The 18,272-nt window shown below is 50.0% G+C and carries 19 protein-coding genes and 1 pseudogene; 6 read left to right on the plus strand and 14 right to left on the minus strand.

Features of this window, described 5'->3' with window-relative positions:
- Positions 1 to 19: 19 nt before the first annotated feature.
- The 12 genes from holB to yceD form a co-directional block, all read right to left on the minus strand.
- Positions 20 to 1,033 carry a DNA polymerase III subunit delta' gene (gene holB / locus BIY29_RS04235; RefSeq protein ID WP_121573904.1) on the minus strand — a complete coding sequence of 338 codons (1,014 nt, stop codon included), beginning with the start codon at positions 1,031 to 1,033 and terminating at the stop codon, positions 20 to 22.
- Positions 1,033 to 1,701 (minus strand): dTMP kinase, encoded by a 669-nt coding sequence (gene tmk / locus BIY29_RS04240; RefSeq protein ID WP_121573905.1) that lies wholly within the window; start codon positions 1,699 to 1,701, stop codon positions 1,033 to 1,035. The genes holB and tmk overlap by 1 nt, the downstream gene beginning before the upstream one ends.
- Positions 1,688 to 2,710 carry an endolytic transglycosylase MltG gene (gene mltG, locus BIY29_RS04245; RefSeq protein WP_121573906.1) on the minus strand — a complete coding sequence of 341 codons (1,023 nt, stop codon included), beginning with the start codon at positions 2,708 to 2,710 and terminating at the stop codon, positions 1,688 to 1,690. The genes tmk and mltG overlap by 14 nt, the downstream gene beginning before the upstream one ends.
- Before the next feature lie 14 nt (positions 2,711 to 2,724).
- Positions 2,725 to 3,522 carry an aminodeoxychorismate lyase gene (gene pabC / locus BIY29_RS04250; protein WP_121573907.1) on the minus strand — a complete coding sequence of 266 codons (798 nt, stop codon included), beginning with the start codon at positions 3,520 to 3,522 and terminating at the stop codon, positions 2,725 to 2,727.
- Between the two features lie 205 nt (positions 3,523 to 3,727).
- Positions 3,728 to 4,969, minus strand: a complete 1,242-nt coding sequence (gene fabF, locus BIY29_RS04255; protein ID WP_121573908.1) for a beta-ketoacyl-ACP synthase II — start codon at positions 4,967 to 4,969, stop codon at positions 3,728 to 3,730.
- Positions 4,970 to 5,051: 82 nt separating this feature from the next.
- On the minus strand, positions 5,052 to 5,288 hold the full coding sequence (acpP, locus tag BIY29_RS04260) for an acyl carrier protein (RefSeq protein WP_005970506.1): 237 nt from the start codon (positions 5,286 to 5,288) through the stop codon (positions 5,052 to 5,054).
- A 154-nt stretch (positions 5,289 to 5,442) separates the two neighbouring features.
- Positions 5,443 to 6,177, minus strand: a complete 735-nt coding sequence (gene fabG / locus BIY29_RS04265; RefSeq protein WP_121573909.1) for a 3-oxoacyl-ACP reductase FabG — start codon at positions 6,175 to 6,177, stop codon at positions 5,443 to 5,445.
- 14 nt (positions 6,178 to 6,191) lie between these two features.
- Positions 6,192 to 7,121, minus strand: coding sequence for an ACP S-malonyltransferase (gene fabD, locus BIY29_RS04270; RefSeq protein ID WP_121573910.1), 930 nt, complete (start codon positions 7,119 to 7,121; stop codon positions 6,192 to 6,194).
- A gap of 18 nt (positions 7,122 to 7,139) precedes the next feature.
- On the minus strand, positions 7,140 to 8,093 hold the full coding sequence (locus BIY29_RS04275) for a beta-ketoacyl-ACP synthase III (protein WP_121573911.1): 954 nt from the start codon (positions 8,091 to 8,093) through the stop codon (positions 7,140 to 7,142).
- A 6-nt stretch (positions 8,094 to 8,099) separates the two neighbouring features.
- Positions 8,100 to 9,146, minus strand: coding sequence for a phosphate acyltransferase PlsX (gene plsX, locus BIY29_RS04280; RefSeq protein ID WP_121573912.1), 1,047 nt, complete (start codon positions 9,144 to 9,146; stop codon positions 8,100 to 8,102).
- Positions 9,147 to 9,175: 29 nt separating this feature from the next.
- Positions 9,176 to 9,346, minus strand: coding sequence for a 50S ribosomal protein L32 (rpmF, locus tag BIY29_RS04285; RefSeq protein WP_009112338.1), 171 nt, complete (start codon positions 9,344 to 9,346; stop codon positions 9,176 to 9,178).
- A 16-nt stretch (positions 9,347 to 9,362) separates the two neighbouring features.
- Positions 9,363 to 9,884, minus strand: a complete 522-nt coding sequence (gene yceD / locus BIY29_RS04290; protein WP_121573913.1) for a 23S rRNA accumulation protein YceD — start codon at positions 9,882 to 9,884, stop codon at positions 9,363 to 9,365.
- Positions 9,885 to 10,024: 140 nt separating this feature from the next.
- Here yceD and BIY29_RS04295 point away from each other — a divergent pair, with 140 nt between their 5' ends.
- Positions 10,025 to 10,609: a Maf family protein gene (locus BIY29_RS04295; protein ID WP_121573914.1), complete on the plus strand. Its 585-nt coding sequence runs from the start codon at positions 10,025 to 10,027 to the stop codon at positions 10,607 to 10,609.
- Positions 10,610 to 10,861: 252 nt separating this feature from the next.
- Here BIY29_RS04295 and rluC read toward each other — a convergent pair whose 3' ends face one another.
- The gene (gene rluC, locus BIY29_RS04305; RefSeq protein WP_121573915.1) at positions 10,862 to 11,818 is read right to left on the minus strand and encodes a 23S rRNA pseudouridine(955/2504/2580) synthase RluC; all 957 of its coding nucleotides are present in this window, start codon (positions 11,816 to 11,818) and stop codon (positions 10,862 to 10,864) included.
- A gap of 551 nt (positions 11,819 to 12,369) precedes the next feature.
- On the opposite strand from rluC, the gene rne reads away from it, so the two are divergent.
- Positions 12,370 to 15,594 (plus strand): ribonuclease E, encoded by a 3,225-nt coding sequence (rne, locus tag BIY29_RS04315; RefSeq protein WP_121573917.1) that lies wholly within the window; start codon positions 12,370 to 12,372, stop codon positions 15,592 to 15,594.
- A gap of 56 nt (positions 15,595 to 15,650) precedes the next feature.
- On the opposite strand, the gene BIY29_RS04320 is transcribed toward rne, so the two are convergent.
- The gene (locus tag BIY29_RS04320; RefSeq protein WP_121573918.1) at positions 15,651 to 15,938 is read right to left on the minus strand and encodes a putative quinol monooxygenase; all 288 of its coding nucleotides are present in this window, start codon (positions 15,936 to 15,938) and stop codon (positions 15,651 to 15,653) included.
- A gap of 193 nt (positions 15,939 to 16,131) precedes the next feature.
- On the opposite strand from BIY29_RS04320, the gene pyrC reads away from it, so the two are divergent.
- The 4 genes and pseudogenes from pyrC (at position 16,132) to bssS (ending at position 18,217) form a co-directional block, all read left to right on the plus strand.
- Entirely contained in the window at positions 16,132 to 17,175 is a 1,044-nt protein-coding gene (gene pyrC, locus BIY29_RS04325) for a dihydroorotase (protein WP_121573919.1), read from the plus strand.
- A gap of 20 nt (positions 17,176 to 17,195) precedes the next feature.
- A pseudogene (locus BIY29_RS04330) lies at positions 17,196 to 17,309 on the plus strand (DinI-like family protein); the annotation flags it as partial.
- A gap of 180 nt (positions 17,310 to 17,489) precedes the next feature.
- Positions 17,490 to 17,747: a hypothetical protein gene (locus tag BIY29_RS04335; protein WP_121573921.1), complete on the plus strand. Its 258-nt coding sequence runs from the start codon at positions 17,490 to 17,492 to the stop codon at positions 17,745 to 17,747.
- Between the two features lie 215 nt (positions 17,748 to 17,962).
- On the plus strand, positions 17,963 to 18,217 hold the full coding sequence (bssS, locus tag BIY29_RS04340; protein WP_121573922.1) for a biofilm formation regulator BssS: 255 nt from the start codon (positions 17,963 to 17,965) through the stop codon (positions 18,215 to 18,217).
- The last annotated feature ends 55 nt before the right edge of the window (positions 18,218 to 18,272 follow it).

Raw genomic sequence — 18,272 nt, forward strand, 5'->3', positions numbered from 1 at the left:
GATATTTACTCGAAATTAATTAAGACGAAAAGGGATGAAAACGCCGCGGGACAGGCATAGACAGGCTTTGTTCACCATCAAGCAACCGTTCCGTCAATAGTAACTCACGGTTCACAGCGGTTACTGTCAGTAACGTTTGTCGGCAAACCAGCCACTGATGCAGTTCGTACTGTAACTGAGGATTGTTAAATTCATCAGCCAAACATTCAACCAGCGAGACCTGATCCTGATTCACCAGATAATCTCCCGCTCCCTGTTGCCATTTCATTGCATCCAGCAGCAATGATGCCAGCCAGTGGATACGTTCATCAGCATCATCATGGTTAAGTTGCGGGATTAAAGAAAGCAGATCGTGAGAGGAGAGAGCCGCAGAAAACATCTGACATAAAACGGTTCTCTGCTTCCATCGTTCCGGCTGCAACAGTTTCTCCGCCGCCAACGGAGCCCCCGCCTGTAGCCTTAATGCGGTACACAACGCCTGATCATCATTCTTATGGCGTGAATTCAGCCACAATACGCTCTGCGTTTCATCCGGCACTTCCAGATAATGATACAGGCAGCGGCTACGCAGCGTTGCTAACAAGCAGGCCGGGTTACGGCAGCAAAACAAAAAATAGGTGCTCTGCGGAGGCTCCTCCAGCGTTTTAAGCAACGCATTGGCCGCCGCTTCAGTTAGTTGCTCCGCCGACGGCAACCATATAACTTTAGCCCCTCCCTGTCGGGAATGCTGATACAGCTTATCCAGCACTCCACGCACGGGATCAACGCCCAAACTCTGCTTGCCTTTTTCCGGGTTCAGCACATACCAGTCAGGATGCGTCCCCGCCATCATCAAATGGCAGGAATGACACTTCCCGCAACTTTTTATCCCATCAGGGTGCTGACACATCAGCCAGCGACTCAGCGCATAAACCAGCGAGTCATCCCCCATGCCGGGCAACGCATGTAGCAATATGGCGTGATGCCCTCTCCCCGCCTGATATTGGCTAATCATCTGACGATAAGGCGCATTAAGCCACGGATACCAGTCCATCAGGTTCGATCCTGTGCCAACGCCTGCGGGTGCAACCCCTGGCATTGCAACCATTGCTGCAACGCCGCCTGAATGTCGGTGCTGACTTTTTCTATCGGCTGATCGGCGTCAATCGTCACGATACTGCTGTCTTCTGCGGCCAGAGACTGATAGCGGGCACGGGCTCGCTCAAAAAAAGCGAATGACTCCTGCTCGATGCGGTCCAGCTCTCCGCGCTGGCGGGCGCGTTGTAATCCGACAGCGGGTGGTAAATCGAGATAGAGCGTCAGATCAGGGCGAAAATCCCCCAGCACAGTATCGCGTAATGACAACAGCAATTGCTGATCGATCCCGCGCCCTCCGCCTTGATACGCCTGCGAGGAGAGATCATGACGATCGCCAACCACCCAGCTTCCCTGAGCCAGAGCTGGCTTAATCACATTTTCAACCAGTTGGACACGAGCAGCATACAACATCAGGATTTCAGCTTTATCCGTCACTCTTTCATCAGCCATGCCCTGCTTGATCAACTCACGCAGTTTTTCAGCCAACGGCGTACCGCCGGGTTCACGCGTAAATATCACGTTATGAACACCATGCGCACGTAGCGTCTCAACCACAATGTTTCTGGCGCTGGTCTTCCCGGCGCCCTCCAAGCCTTCCAAGACGATAAATTTACTGTTGTTCATCCCGTTCCTTTAATACTGAGCGGTATAGCCTTACAGCCCGATTATGTTCTGCAAGGTTGGTGGTAAAACTATGCCCGCCTTTGCCATCCGCCACAAAGTAAAGGTATGACGTTTTAGCCGGGTGCGCGGCCGCATCCAATGAGGCTTTTCCCGGCATCGCTATCGGCGTTGGCGGTAAGCCGACAATAACATAGGTATTGTATGGCGTCGGCGTGTCCAGCGCTTTACGGGTAATAACGCCCGCATACTCATCCCCCATACCATAAATAACCGTTGGATCGGTTTGCAAACGCATACCAACACGCAAGCGATTAATGAAAACAGACGCAACCTGAGTACGCTCTTCGGCGATCGCCGTCTCTTTCTCAATGATCGATGCCATGATTAACAGTTCATCCGGCGTTTTATACGGCAACCCTTCCTCACGCCCTTTCCATACATCATCCACCGTTTGCTTCATCCGCTGATACGCACGGTGCAGTATAGCGCTATCGGTAGTATTGGCGGTGTACAGATAGGTATCGGGATAGAACCATCCTTCCGGATTGGGTTTATCCGTCATCCCAAGCTGTTCGGCAATATCCTGCACACTTTTATCCGTCAGCGTATGTTTAATATAGGATGACCGGCGCAACGTTTCGAGCCATTCCTTCAGCCGGGAACCTTCAACAAAGCGAATGGCGAACTGCGCCTCTTTCCCGCTGGATAACAGTGCCAGCATCTCACGCACCGTCATTGCCGTCGTAAAGCGGTATGTTCCCGCCTTAAAATTTGCCAGTTCTGGTTCAACCCGCAGCAACCAGGGAAAAAAGGTTCCGTCGGTAATGACATGCTGATCCAGTAATAACGTTTCTAATCCATCACGCCCGGTGCCTGCTGGAAGAGTAAAAATAGTTTCCTGTTGGATAGCGAGCGACGAATTGGCAAAACGCTGAACTTTCTGCCACAGGAACAACAAAGCTAACAGCAATAAAGCCACTATCAGAATACCAATCTTCTTTCTCTTCATAAATCAACCAACGGCTAACAGTTAGGACTCAGAAACTGATACAGATCTCTGGAGCGATAACACCAGGATTGCGCCTGGTTTACGGGAATAATCGGCATTAATGCGTTACAAATAATCACCTCATCCGCATCAGCCAGAGTGTCTACAGGCTCGGCAACGATATGCAGTTGAAAATCAGACCTAGTCAGCAACGAGATAATATGTTGCCTGGCAACGCCATCAACGCCAGCGTAGGATAAATCCGGCGTATAAACCTGGTTCTCCTTACGCCAGAATAAATTAGCCGCACAGCATTCCACCAGCGCTCCAGAGGTGTCAAGCACCAAAGCCTCATCGGCGGATGTCTGTTCAAGATGTATACGGATTAATACCTGCTCCAGACGGTTCAGATGCTTTATCCCCGCCAAAAGGGCATTTTTTGCCAGCGCCACCGGGCTTAGATGCAGACGAATGCCCTGTTCACGCCAGTGAGCATAGTGAGCAGGGTAGTCTGCTTGCATAACAATACGAGTTGGCCGATCGCATCCCTGAATGCCGTACCCTCTCCCACCCTGACCGCGGGTAAGAATAACTTTAACCACACCCTTGCGGCAGCCTTGTGCGGCCTGGTTCATTTCAATCGTCAACAACGGCCAGTCGATGTCAGGCAGCATCAAACGTGCTGCGGCCTGCTGCAATCGGGTCAGATGTCTGTCAAGCCACACGATCTTTCCATCACATACTCTGGCCGTGGTAAAACATCCATCGCCAAACTGGGTGCCGCGATCCGATACCGCTAATTGTTTCTGCAACTGACCATTTATCCAGAGCATGTATATCTTCCATTCGGCTAAGAGTTGTCAGCTTGCCAGCAAACAGGAGCGCCAGACAAGTCACCCACTCTGATTTTATACAGGTAAAAAACGCCGGGAGAAGTTTTTGACGCCGCGTCAGCGGCGGCCCGTAAGGGGGACGTCCACGGATGGCTCGTCACAAAAAAAAACCCGGAAACCGGGTTTTTTCACAAGGCATTGATGATCAAACCTTACGGAATAACAGAGAACCGTTAGTCCCACCGAAACCGAAGGAGTTACATAACGTATACTCCATATTGCGAACCTGACGTGCTTCATGAGGCACGAAATCCAGATCGCAACCTTCATCCGGGTTATCCAGATTGATCGTAGGGGGAACAGCCTGATCGCGCAGCGCAAGAATGCTGAAAATAGACTCAATCGCCCCTGCGGCACCCAATAAGTGCCCGGTCATCGATTTTGTCGAGCTGACTAATACCTGGCTGGCATCTGCGCCAAACACCGACTTAACCGCCTGAGTCTCAGCTTTATCACCCATAGGGGTAGACGTACCATGCGCATTGATATAACCGATTTGAGAAGTCGAAATCCCGGCGTCGCGCAAGGTGTTTTCCATCGCCAATGCAGCTCCGGCGCCGTTTTCAGGCGGCGAGGTCATATGATAGGCATCGCTACTCATACCAAACCCGACAATTTCCGCGTAAATCCTGGCGCCGCGTTTTTTCGCATGTTCGTACTCTTCCAGCACCACCATACCCGCGCCATCACCCAGCACGAAACCATCACGATCTTTATCCCACGGACGGCTTGCTGCCTGCGGATTGTCATTCCGAGTTGATAACGCACGAGCCGCGCCAAAACCACCCACGCCCAACGGCGTACTGGCTTTTTCTGCGCCTCCGGCGATCATGACGTCTGCATCATTATAAGCAATGATACGCGCAGCATGGCCAATGTTATGCACACCAGAAGTACAGGCTGTGGCGATAGAAATACTCGGCCCACGCAACCCGTACATGATGGTGAGATGCCCGGCAACCATGTTAACAATAGTTGACGGCACGAAAAACGGGCTGATTTTACGCGGGCCACCCTTCACTAGTGAATTGTGGTTCTCTTCAATAAGACCCAGACCACCAATGCCGGAACCAATCGCCGCACCAAAACGCGGTGCATTTTCTTCCGTTACTTCAAGACCAGAATCCTGCATGGCCTGAATGCCCGCTGCGATTCCATATTGAATAAAGACATCCATTTTGCGAGCTTCTTTACGCGAAATGAATTCCTCACAATTAAAATCCTTTACTAAGCCAGCAAAACGCGTTGCGTAGGCACTAGTATCGAAATGGCTGATCGGGCTGATACCACTCTGACCGGCAAGAAGAGCACTCCAGGTAGACTCAACTGTATTGCCGACAGGAGATAACATGCCCAGTCCGGTCACAACTACTCGACGCTTAGACACGCTGGTCCTCCATGGAGGGAAAAATATGACACTGCGGGACAAAAAAACTTAGGCGGTCGAATGACCGCCTAGATATGTTCGCTTACTGCTGGTTAGCTTGAATGAAATCAATGGCTGCCTGAACAGTTGTGATTTTTTCAGCTTCTTCATCTGGAATTTCAGTATCAAATTCTTCTTCCAGCGCCATTACCAGCTCAACAGTGTCAAGAGAATCAGCGCCGAGGTCGTCAACGAAAGAAGCATTGTTTACGACTTCTTCCTGCTTAACACCAAGCTGTTCAACGATGATTTTCTTAACGCGTTCTTCGATAGTGCTCATACTCTTAAATTTCCTATCAAAACTCGCTTTCGCGATGGTTTTCGTAGTGTATAAAATGTTGAAAAAGATGCAACAAAATCCCGGCTGGTCGAACCACGATTTTGTGCTATTTTGCGGTTATCACCGCAAATAACGCAAATAGTTTCCGTGCTTTTTAGATCATATACATGCCGCCATTGACATGCAATGTTTCGCCAGTGATGTAACCCGCCTCATCAGAGGCTAAAAATGCAACAGCACTGGCGATTTCCTTAGCATCACCAAGCCGGTTAGCTGGAACCTGGCTCAAAATGCCTGCTCGCTGTTCTTCTGTCAACGCCTGAGTCATATCAGTTTCAATAAACCCTGGAGCAACAACGTTAACCGTAATACCACGGGAAGCCACTTCACGCGCAAGAGACTTGCTGAAACCAATCAGACCAGCCTTTGCCGCCGCGTAGTTTGCCTGCCCGGCATTACCCATCGTTCCAACCACGGATCCAATGGTAATGATACGGCCAAAGCGTTTTTTCATCATAGCGCGCATTACAGCTTTGGACAGACGGAATACTGATGTCAAATTGGTATCCAGAATATCCTGCCATTCATCTTCTTTCATCCGCATCAACAGGTTATCGCGGGTAATACCGGCATTATTGATTAAAATATCAATTTCGCCAAACTCAGTGCGAATCTCTGCTAATGCTTTATCCACTGAAGCCACATCCGCGACGTTCAGCATATAACCTTTACCGTTCTCACCCAGCCACGCGCTGATCGCTTCAGCGCCCTTCTGACTGGTTGCAGTACCAATGACTTTTGCCCCGCGGGCAACGAATGTTTCAGCAATAGCACGGCCTATGCCGCGGCTTGCTCCGGTAACCAGCGCAATTTTCCCTTCAAAACTCATTGTCTTCTCCATTCCTATTTTTCAAGCGCTACTGACAGAGAAACAGGATCGTTCACCGCGGCAGCTGTCAAGGTATCAACAATTCGTTTAGTTAAACCGGTAAGAACTTTACCCGGTCCAACTTCCAATAGCGACTCAGCCCCCTGAGAGGCGATAAATTCGATGCATTCAGTCCAACGCACCGGACAGTGAAGCTGACGCACCAGCGCACTACGGATAGCGGCTGGTGAGGTTTCAATCCGTGCATCGACGTTATTTACCACTGAAATTTCCGGCGCATTGAAATCTACGGACTCAAGCGCAACCGCCAGTTTCTTCGCCGCCGGTTCCATCAACGCGCAATGTGAAGGCACACTGACAGGCAAGGGCAACGCCCGTTTAGCTCCCGCCGCTTTACAGGCCGCACCAGCACGTTCTACCGCCTCCTTGTTCCCGGCAATAACCACCTGCCCAGGGGAATTAAAGTTAACCGGAGAAACAACCTGCCCTTGTGCGGACGCTTCACAGGCTTTGGCGATGGCGTCATTATCCAAACCGATGATCGCATACATCGCGCCAGTACCTTCCGGTACGGCATCCTGCATAAGTTTGCCACGCAATTCAACCAGACGCACAGCCTGCTGGAAATCAAGAACACCCGCACAAACCAGAGCAGAATACTCGCCCAGACTATGACCGGACATCAGCGCAGGCGTTTTTCCACCCTGTTGTTGCCAAACACGCCAGATAGCAACAGATGCCGTCAACAGCGCAGGCTGGGTTTGCCAGGTTTTATTCAGTTCTTCAACCGGCCCCTGCTGGGTAAGCTGCCATAAGTCATAATCTAAAGCGGCGGAAGCCTGAGCAAACGTTTCAGTAACCACCGGATATTCTGCCGCCAGTTCAGCCAACATACCAACGGTTTGAGATCCCTGGCCTGGGAATACCATTGCAAATTGCGTCATTTCAAAAATCCTGTTTAATCAAAAACGAACCAGCGCAGAACCCCAGGTAAAACCGCCGCCGAAGGCTTCAAGCAATACCAGATGCCCTGGTTTAATCCGCCCGTCACGCACCGCTTCATCCAGCGCTGAAGGAACTGAAGCCGCCGATGTGTTGCCATGACGATCCAGCGTCACAACAACTTTATCCATCCCCATGCCTAATTTTCTTGCTGTGGCGCTGATAATGCGCAAATTAGCCTGATGAGGCACCAGCCAGTCTAATTCACTTTTGTCCAATTGAGACGCCTGCAACGTTTCCTCAACAATATGAGCCAGTTCGGTTACGGCAACTTTAAACACTTCATTACCCGCCATAGTCAGATAGGCAGGTTTTTCCAGGTTATTGCGATCCTGATGCGGCAGCGTCAACAAATCACCATAGCGCCCATCCGCATGAAGATGCGTAGACAGTATCCCCGGCTGCGCTGAAGCCGACAATAAAACGGCCCCCGCGCCATCACCGAACAGGATCAGCGTACCGCGGTCTTCAGGGTCCAACGTGCGGGACAAGGTATCAGAACCGATAACCAAAGCATAATCCACCGCACCATTTTTGATGAATTGATCGGCAACGCTAAGGGCATAGGTAAAACCCGCGCAGGCCGCAGCCAGATCAAATGCGATGGTATCTTTAATCTCAAGCAACTGCTGAATCTGGCAGGCTGCGCTTGGAAAAGCATAATTTGAGGATGTAGTCGCAACGATCAGTAAACCAACACGTGATTTATCAATGCCCGCCATTTCCAGCGCTTTTTGCGCGGCATGGTAGCCCATCGTGGCCACATTTTCATCTGGCGCCGCAATACGGCGCTCACAGATCCCGGTACGCGTGACGATCCATTCGTCAGACGTATCCACCATCTTCTCTAAGTCAGCGTTCGTCCTGATTTTTTCAGGCAGAAAGCTGCCCGTTCCGATTATTTTTGTATACATGTACGCTTAATCACTCTTGGGTAATACAGCTTCTAGACGGGCAGCGATTCGCTCAGGCAGTTGCCGCTGTACCGTCTGCATTGCCTGTTCGATAGCAACCGCGAATGCTCGCGGGTTTGCAGCACCGTGGCTTTTAATTACAGTACCTCTTAATCCTAACAGACATGCGCCATTATATTGGTCAGGGTTCAAATGACCGAAACGCTTCGCCAGTCGTTTTTGTAACAAACGTCCCAACAATCGCAGCCACCAGGATTGCTTTTGCCTGCGTTCCGTACCGGAAGATGAAGATTTCAACAGTGACAGAAACATCCTTACCACGCCTTCCATGGTCTTCAACGTAACATTACCTACAAAGCCGTCGCAAACCATGACATCCGTCTTCCCTGTCAACAATTCGTTACCTTCAAGATAACCGATATAGTTGATCGAAGGCGTGATCCTTAATTTGGCTGCCGCATCGCGAATGTTATCTAAGCCTTTGCTCTCTTCTTCACCGATGTTCAGTAACGCCACCCGCGGGTTTTTTAACCCAAGAACTTCTTCTGCCATCACCGACCCCATGACCGCGAATTGAACCAGCATGGTGCTGTCACATTCAACATTGGCCCCTAAATCCAGCACTACGGTTTTCCCATGTTGCTGATGAGGTAAAACAGAAACCAATGCAGGGCGTTCAATGCCGTCAAGCGGTTTAATAAGAAGCTTCGCCAGCCCCATCAGCGCACCGGTGTTACCCGCGCTGACACAAGCTTGTGCCTTTCCGTCTTTAATCAGTTCAAGCGCGATGCGCATTGAGGTTCCGCGACTCGCACGGATGGCCTGCGACGGACGGGCATCACTGGCAATAACCGATTCAGCCGGAACAACTTCTAACCGGGACAATACATCAGAATCGACTTTGGCAAGTAATGGAGTAATCGCAGCAGGATCGCCAACAAGCATCAGGTTGATATTTGAATTAGAAGCCAGTGCCTGCAATGCAGCAGGCACTGTTACGCAGGGACCAAAGTCCCCGCCCATCGCATCTAACGCCAGAGTTAGGCGTGTCAAGGTATTGCCTTGTTGATAATTCGCAAGAATTACTTGGCAATGACCTTGCGACCGCGGTAGTAACCGTCCGCAGTGATGTGGTGGCGCAGGTGAGTTTCACCAGAAACTTTATCTACGGATACAGAAGAGGTGGTCAGCGCGTCGTGAGCACGACGCATACCACGTTTGGAACGGCTAGGTTTGTTCTGTTGTACGGCCATGGACCTTACTCCTTAATTACTTATGCTTTAAACTGGCTAATACGGCAAACGGATTCGGTTTTTCTGCCTCGGCAGGCAACTTACCGAACACCATGTCCGCTTCGGACACTTCACAGTGTTCAGAATCATGTACCGGAGCGATAGGCAAGGTGAGGATGATTTCATCTTCAATCATTGCCAGCAGATCGACTTCGCCAAACTCATCGACCTCGATCGGCTCATACGCTTCCGGTAAGGCTTCGGCCTGTTCATCATTGATGACCGGGCTAAAACAAAACGTCGCATGAACCTGATGTTCAAATGGCTTTCCGCAGCGCTGACACATTAATGTGACGGAAACATCTGCACTACCATCAATCACCGCCAGGCGCTGATTATCGATATTGAAAGACAAAGAAGCCTGAACATCACTATCCACACTCACCACTGATCCGGCAACACGCGCCACCTGTTCAGGCGAATAGATACCAACATAATCTAAACGCTTTTGAGCAGTGCGAACCGCATCAAGGGTTAGGGGTAATTTTACCTTTTGCATAGGGCGCGCATATTAACGTCGTAACGATATAGAGTCAAAGAAAAAGGCAGTGAAGCACGACCTTTCACCAATATTCGCTTCCAGAGCGGCGCACAGTTTAAAATGCCTTTCATCATTACGCTACGGTTTATAAAAAAATTATGTATCAGATCGTTCTCGCCTCAACCTCAGCCTACCGCAAATTGCTGCTGGAAAAGCTCAATATTCCTTTTACCTGCGCAGCCCCGGCGATTAATGAAGCCCCATATCCCGGCGAAGACGCTATGGCATTAGTTGCACGACTCGCTGAAAGCAAGGCGCGTGCATTAGCGGATTATTATCCCAATCATCTGATTATAGGTGCCGACCAGGTTTGTGTATTAAATGGTATCATCACCGGAAAACCGCATAATAAAGCAAATGCCTTGCAGCAACTGCGACAAGCAAGTGGACAACGCATTACTTTTTTTACCGGTTTAGCCCTGTTTAATAGCGCGCATCAACGAATGCAACGCCTTGTTGAACCGTTTGACGTTCATTTTCGCACGCTAACGCGGGAGGAGATCGATGGCTATCTGGAAAAAGAACAGCCCTGGAACTGCGCTGGCAGTTTTAAAAGCGAGGGATTAGGTATTACGCTGTTCGATAAATTATCAGGGCGCGATCCCAATACGCTCGTTGGCCTGCCTTTAATCGCCCTGGCGCAGATGCTGCGAATAGAAGGGATTAATCCGCTGACGGTATAACCCTCAAACCATTGACAAAGTCTGATATTAGGGACAGCGTGCCGATGGGGTCGTAGCGGCGTAAGCCGCCGACAAATTTGCCGGGAGCAAAATTTGAACAGCATTTATGCTGACCCGCAGGGTGGGACACATGGATGTGTCCCATAATGGCCCCTCGGTGCGATAAGCCCGGGTATTTCGATCTCACACATGGGTTTATCATCAACCTCACGAGATACCGGTATATCTGGTATCTCGTCAAAGATCGTCCTGTTATGTCTTCGACTTACGCAGAATTTGCAGGCAGTGACGCAGTTGCTCGTCCAGCGGCGCCTCAACCCGAAGCGTTTCGCCTGTATTGGGGTGTTCAAAGCGTAACGACTGAGCATGAAGAAACAGACGTTTCAGACCTGTTCCAGTCAGTTGGCGATCAAAATCACGCTCGCCATAACGGTCGTCAAAGGCGATCGGATGACCCGCGTGCAGCGTATGCACACGGATCTGGTGGGTTCTGCCTGTTACCGGACTGGCACGAACCAGTGTTGCCATCTCAAAGCGCTCTTCAACCTTAAAACGCGTTTCCGAAGGCTTACCTTCACTGTTTACCCGTACAATGCGTTCACCGCTTTGCAGAATATTCTTCAGCAGCGGAGCCTGCACAACTTTGCAATGCGACGGCCAGTTTCCTCGCACCAGCGCCAGATAGTCCTTTTGCATCCCTTTGAGACGTAATTGCTCATGCAGAGAACGCAAGGCAGAGCGTTTCTTGGCAACCAGCAACACACCGGAGGTATCACGATCCAGGCGGTGCACCAACTCCAGAAAGCGTGCCTCAGGACGCAACGCACGCAGCCCTTCAATAACGCCGAAACTCAGCCCGCTGCCACCGTGAACCGCAGTGCCGGAAGGTTTGTTTAGCACCAGCAAATGATCATCTTCATAGATGATGCATTCCGCTAACGCGGCGACTTTGCCCAGGCTGGCGGAAACCGGCGGGGCGTCACGCTCGGCCTGTCGGACCGGAGGGATACGGATTTCATCTCCGCCGAGCAACTTATATTCCGGCTTTACCCGCTTTTTATTTACCCTCACCTCCCCTTTTCGCAAGATGCGATAAACCATACTTTTAGGCACACCTTTTAAGCGGGTATGCAAAAAATTATCAATGCGTTGTCCGGCCTCATCGGCGGATATCGTTACAAATTGTACTGTAGGATTGTCTGTTTTCATGATGCGCGATTCTAAATAGAGCAGTTGGATAGCGCCACTTCTTTTTCTGTGCTTAACTGTGAGTCTGGCTGATGAAGTTAGCGTTACACCAACAGGGTTGGCGAATAACAACACAACTATCTTCATACTGACAGGCAAAGTCACCTTGCTATAACAGTGTCAGCAATGGAATAATGCTTTTCGTGTTTTCCGCGCTGATTTCCATTAAAACAAGGGAAATTGCGGAATTATTAAGTTTGCCTGATAACACATAAACGCAGCAATGGCGTAAGACGTAATGTGATATCAAGCAGTTAGCGGGCTGCGGATTGCAGCTTGGCCGGCAAATGGAATCAGATCTGGCAACATTATTCAGAAGCTGTTCCCTCAGTAAATGCGCTGTTTTCCATCAGGAAATACAGGCTACCGAAACATGCGCCCCTATGCAGGCGACAACCGGGAGGTTGACGTCTCTGCGATAAGCCACGAGGCCATCGGTTCACTCCGGTCATGCGGTTCTTTTGTCCGCAGCTCTATCAATAATGTAAGTAAAAATAACGAGTAAGTTAAAGATGAAGAGAATGTTGATTAACGCAACTCAACAGGAAGAGTTGCGTGTTGCCTTGGTTGATGGTCAACGGCTGTATGATCTGGATATCGAAAGTCCGGGTCATGAGCAGAAGAAAGCAAATATCTACAAAGGTAAAATCACCCGTATTGAACCCAGTCTTGAAGCTGCTTTTGTCGATTATGGCGCAGAAAGACATGGTTTTCTCCCTCTCAAAGAAATCGCTCGCGAATATTTCCCCAGCAACTATTCCTCTCATGGTCGCCCTAACATCAAAGATGTCTTGCGCGAAGGTCAGGAAGTTATCGTTCAGGTCGATAAAGAAGAGCGAGGCAACAAAGGCGCAGCACTGACAACATTTATCAGTCTGGCCGGTAGTTATCTGGTACTGATGCCAAACAACCCACGCGCTGGTGGTATTTCACGCCGTATCGAGGGTGATGATCGAACGGAGCTGAAAGAGGCGCTAGGATCTTTACAGTTACCCGACGGCATGGGACTGATTGTTCGTACTGCGGGTGTAGGTAAGTCAGCCGAAGCATTACAATGGGATCTGGCTTTCCGCCTGAAACATTGGGAAGCGATTAAGAAAGCGGCGGAAGGCCGTCCTGCGCCTTTCCTTATTCATCAGGAAAGTAATGTGATTGTTCGCGCCTTCCGCGATTATCTACGTCCGGATATCGGTGAGATCCTGATCGATAACCCCAAGATCCTCGAACGGGCCAAAGAGCACATTTCTGCACTGGGTCGCCCCGATTTCAGCAGTAAAATCAAACTTTACAGCGGTGAGATCCCTCTGTTCAGTCATTATCAGATTGAATCCCAGATTGAATCCGCTTTCCAGCGTGAAGTGCGTCTGCCTTCCGGCGGCTCTATCGTCATTGATACCACGGAAGCCTTAACCGCGATTGATATCAACTCCGCCCGTGCCACCCGCGGGGGTGATATTGAAGAAACCGCGTTCAATACCAATCTGGAAGCGGCGGATGAAATTGCCCGCCAACTGCGGTTACGGGATCTGGGCGGTTTGATCGTTATCGACTTTATCGATATGACGCCGGTACGTCATCAGCGCGAGGTAGAAAACCGCCTGCGCGATTCGGTACGTCAGGATCGCGCCCGTATTCAAATTGGCCGGATTTCGCGTTTTGGCCTGCTGGAGATGTCCCGTCAGCGCCTCAGCCCGTCGCTGGGTGAGTCAAGTCACCACGTCTGCCCACGTTGCAGCGGCACCGGAACTGTTCGTGATAATGAATCGCTTTCTCTGTCTATTCTGCGCTTGATTGAAGAAGAAGCGCTGAAAGAGAACACCAAAGAAGTTCATGCCATCGTTCCTGTGCAGATTGCCTCTTATCTGCTGAACGAGAAGCGCGATGCGGTCAATGCCATTGAGACGCGTCAGGGTGGCGTTCGCGCCATCATCGTCCCGCATGATGGTATGCAAACGCCACACTATTCCGTTGTGCGTGTCCGTAAAGGCGAAGAGAAACCGACTCTCAGCTATCTACTGCCACAACGGCTGGAGACCGAAACGCAGCAGTTGCAGGAAGAGCAGACTGTCGAGCGTAAGCAGCCTGAACAGCCTGCTTTGGCTACCTTCACCATGCCTGACATGCCAGCGGAAACTAAAGCGCCGGCAGTGGAACAAACCGCCCCGGCGACAAAAACGGCCCCAGCCCAGTCAGGGCTTATCAGCCGTTTACTGGGTACGCTGAAAGGCATGTTCGCTGCTGAACCTTCTACTCAGGTCGCGGATACCGTGGATGAGAAGAAAAACGAGCCGGCAGAGGCGGATGAGGGTCAACGTCAGGAGCGTCGTCATTCACGTCGACAGGGTAATAACCGCCGCGATCGTGGTAACCGTGAACCACGTGAAGATCAGCGCCGGAATAAACGCCAGAATACGGAAACTGCGCCTGAAACACGTGCTGCGGAGGAAACTGAAAAAACCTCGATTGATGAACAACCTCGTCGCGAACCACGCGCAGAACGTCAGCGCCGACGTCAGGATGACAAACGTCAGCCACAGCAGGAAACGAAAGTACAAGATGCCGTTGCGGATGAAATAGAAGAGAGTATTACCGAACAGGATAAACCTGCTCAGGTTATGCCACGCCGCCAGCGTCGCCAACTGACACAAAAGGTGCGGGTTCAGTCTGAAAACGTGCAAAGTGAAGCCGTTGAAAATATGGCCCCGGCGTCAACAGTGGAAACCACACAAACACAGGTCAACCCTGTGAATGAAATGGTTGATATTGCCATCAATAGCGAAGCGGAAAATACGCAGAGCTTTGACGCTAACCGTGGCGCTAATGCAGAAAATGGCGGAATGCCGCGCCGTTCGCGTCGTTCACCACGCCATCTGCGTGTTAGTGGTCAGCGTCGCCGTCGTTATCGTGATGAGCGCTATCCGTCTCAGTCACCAATGCCGCTGGATTATGCCGTGGCGTCCCCGGAATTAGCCTCAGGAAAAGTGTGGGTTAACTATCCTGTCGCACAATATCAGCAATTGGCACAGGCTGATGATCAGCTACCGGAAGAAACTTCTGCCGCGACGCCTCTTCTGCCAGCCATCGTGGATGCGGTTCCGGTTATCAAACCCGTCGCACAGGACGCGCCAGCAGTGCTAGACGAACCGGTGAACGCCACGCCTGAAACCATTGCACAGGATGATGTGGTGACTTCGGTTACTGAGCCAGTGCCACAGATACAGGAAGCGCCAACCGCAGAAAAAGCTGACACGGCTGTTGTTGAAACAACGGTTAGTGATGTCGCAGAAGTCGATGAAGCAACCGCTACCGATGCAGCCCCTGCTAAGGATACTGTTGTTGATACTGCTGTGACTAATGCAGCTACCACCGCCTCTTCAGAGACGCCAACCGATGCAGCTACAGCTCTGCCGGTATCAGTCGATGAGGAGAAATACTTCGCTACAGAGGTAACGTCTCAGCCGGTTGTCGCGCCATCGATAAGCTCCGCGCCTGAAACGCCTGCCGTTTCCACTTCGCCAGTGCTGGCGGAAAAGAACCTGTCCGCGCATGCTCGTTATAAGTTTCTCGCGACGGCCCCGATGACTAAAGCACCGGCTCCGGATTATCGGCCAGAGCCAGTGCGCCAAAGCGACTGGAAGCGTCCTGAGTATCAGTTTGTGGGCAAAGGCGCCGCTGGCGGCCACTCAGCCGTTAATCAAGCTACGGCACCCGCAGCCAAACCAGCAGCCAGTGAATAATAGTATCACCATCAGTAAGCACACCCGCCAATCGGCGGGTGTGCTTTTATGGCGGATTAGCCCAGGTATTTCAGCAACTTAACATCCATCTCTTCGGTTTTCCCTTCGAGCTGAGAAACCAGACGACGAAAATGCTCGGTCTGATTATGCTCTGTCAGCACAGCCTGGTTTTTCCAACGTTCAAAGAAGACAAACGCGCCTGGCTTGTCGATCTCTTCATGCAGATCGTATTGCAAGTTACCCGGCTCCTGACGACTTGGAGCCACAACCTGTTTCACTGCGGTAGTAACCGCTTCAATAAACTCAGCTTTTGCCTGTAAACTGGCAACGATGCGGATTTCCATGATAATCCTTCTTTACAATATGGTGAGCGATCACAAGATTGAGGTATAAAATGCCAGTTAGTCGACAATTTCAAGCATTCATCAACAAACGGATGCATTCAGACGGCTTTACACCTATTCTTATTCCCCGCCGTATCAGTCCCAAAACCAACCGACAGATGATGTTTTTCTACTGACCGCCGGAGCATACTCCATGACCGCACTGCCTGAAATTTTGAAAATCCGCCGTCCTGACGATTGGCACATTCATTTACGCGACGATCAGATGCTTGAAACTGTTCTTCCGTATACTAGTCGTTTTTTTGGCCGTGCTATCGTCATGCCAAATCTGACACCACCAATCACTAGCATAGCAAGCGCCATTGCTTATCGTCAGCGCATTCTTTCGGCAATTCCTGAGGGGGATAATTTTCAACCGTTGATGACCTGCTACCTGACTGACTCGTCGAATGTCGCAGAAGTGGTAAATGGATTTGAGCAGGGCGTCTTCACCGCCGCCAAATTATATCCGGCCAATGCCACGACCAACTCCAGTCATGGCGTAACAAGCATCGCCAATATTTACCCCATTCTGGAAAAGATGCAAAAAACAGGAATGCCGCTGCTGATACATGGTGAAGTGACCGATCCTGCTGTAGATATTTTCGATCGGGAAGCTCGGTTTATTGAGTCCGTAATGGAACCATTGCGTCAGCAGTTTCCCGAGCTGAAAGTCGTATTCGAGCATATTACGACCAAAGAAGCCGCACAATATGTTGTTTCTGGTAATGATTACCTTGCTGCCACCATTACCCCTCAGCATTTAATGTTCAACCGCAATCATATGCTGGTGGGAGGGGTTCGCCCACATCTGTATTGCCTGCCTATTCTCAAAAGAAATACTCACCAGCAGGCACTGCGTAATGCTGTCGCCAGCGGGTGTAACCGGCTTTTTCTCGGCACCGATTCAGCCCCTCATGCTAAACACAGAAAAGAATCCGACTGCGGCTGCGCGGGTGTATTCAATGCCCAGGCTGCATTAAGTGCCTACGCGACCGTTTTTGATGAAATGAATGCACTGGACAAACTTGAAGCATTTTGTTCGTTGAACGGCCCGCGCTTTTATGGTCTGCCCCTTAATGAAGACTGGATTGAGCTTCACCGCAAGCCGGTTAGCTTCCCGGAAGAAATTTCAATGGGGAGTGAATCGTTAATTCCATTCCTCGCAGGACAACGTCTTGATTGGGCCGTTCGGTAAGATCCTAATTTTTCTTCACCGCTACAGCCAATAGCCTTACCCTGATGGGCGCAGGTAAAGATAACAAAGAGCGTATATCTGAAATTCTGCAAGAAACCTGGGAAAGTGAGGACGACTGGTTTATACCAGAATAATAGTCTGGGACGTGAATATTTCATACAATCTACTTCAGGCCGGGGCTCGCTTTATATGTTGTGTTCTGGCATGTTGTTTATCCTGTTGAAATAGTTGGCTGAATGATACGTTATACACTGTAATGTCCACGTGTACCGGGCATTTCACCATCCTGTTAGTTACGACTGAGGATACCTATTATGGCAGTAGAAAAACCTGAAGAAGCAATGACATTCGGTGAACTGCTGGAGTTGATTGGTGCACAGCAGCGCAAAATTGACGCATTGGAGCTTGCATTTTCATCACTGGTCTTCTGTCTTGATGAAAAAGCAAACCAACTTATGATCCATAAACTGAAGCTGGAATCTCAAAATGAGAACCGGGATCCGTTGATGAAAAAACACCTTGCCCACTTTGCGGCCACATTAGAGAAAAATGCCGGTTTAAATACCGAATAGCATTTTTCATTTCTCCTATCCATCGACATGATCCGGGGCGAATGTGTTTTCGTTCCCGTTGTTTAATTATCACGCAAATTTTTTTTGCAGATTTTTCGAAAATATTTCCCATAAATTAAATAAGCAACGATATACTGGTATAGCTCTTCTAAATAAGGAGCCGCCTTAGACCTCGTTAGTCACTCATGTTAGTAACTAGTCAATAAGGGGTAATTATGGATAGAAAAGATGAAGTTATTCAAACACATCCTCTTGTAGGTTGGGACATCAGCACCGTTGACAGTTATGACGCCATGATGATCCGTTTACACTATTTATCCACCGCGGATCAAGCTCCAGATGAAGCGCAAGTTGACCGGACGTTATGGTTAACGACAGATGTAGCCAGACAACTTATATACATTCTTGAAGCAGGCATTGCGAAAATTGAATCAACAGACTGTCAGTCCCTTGATTATCGCAAGCATTAGTCATTGATATTGTTTGTTATTATTTTATACCAGATTTATCAATTTATGATTCACT

Source organism: Brenneria alni, assembly GCF_003666245.1.
Classification (GTDB): domain Bacteria; phylum Pseudomonadota; class Gammaproteobacteria; order Enterobacterales; family Enterobacteriaceae; genus Brenneria; species Brenneria alni.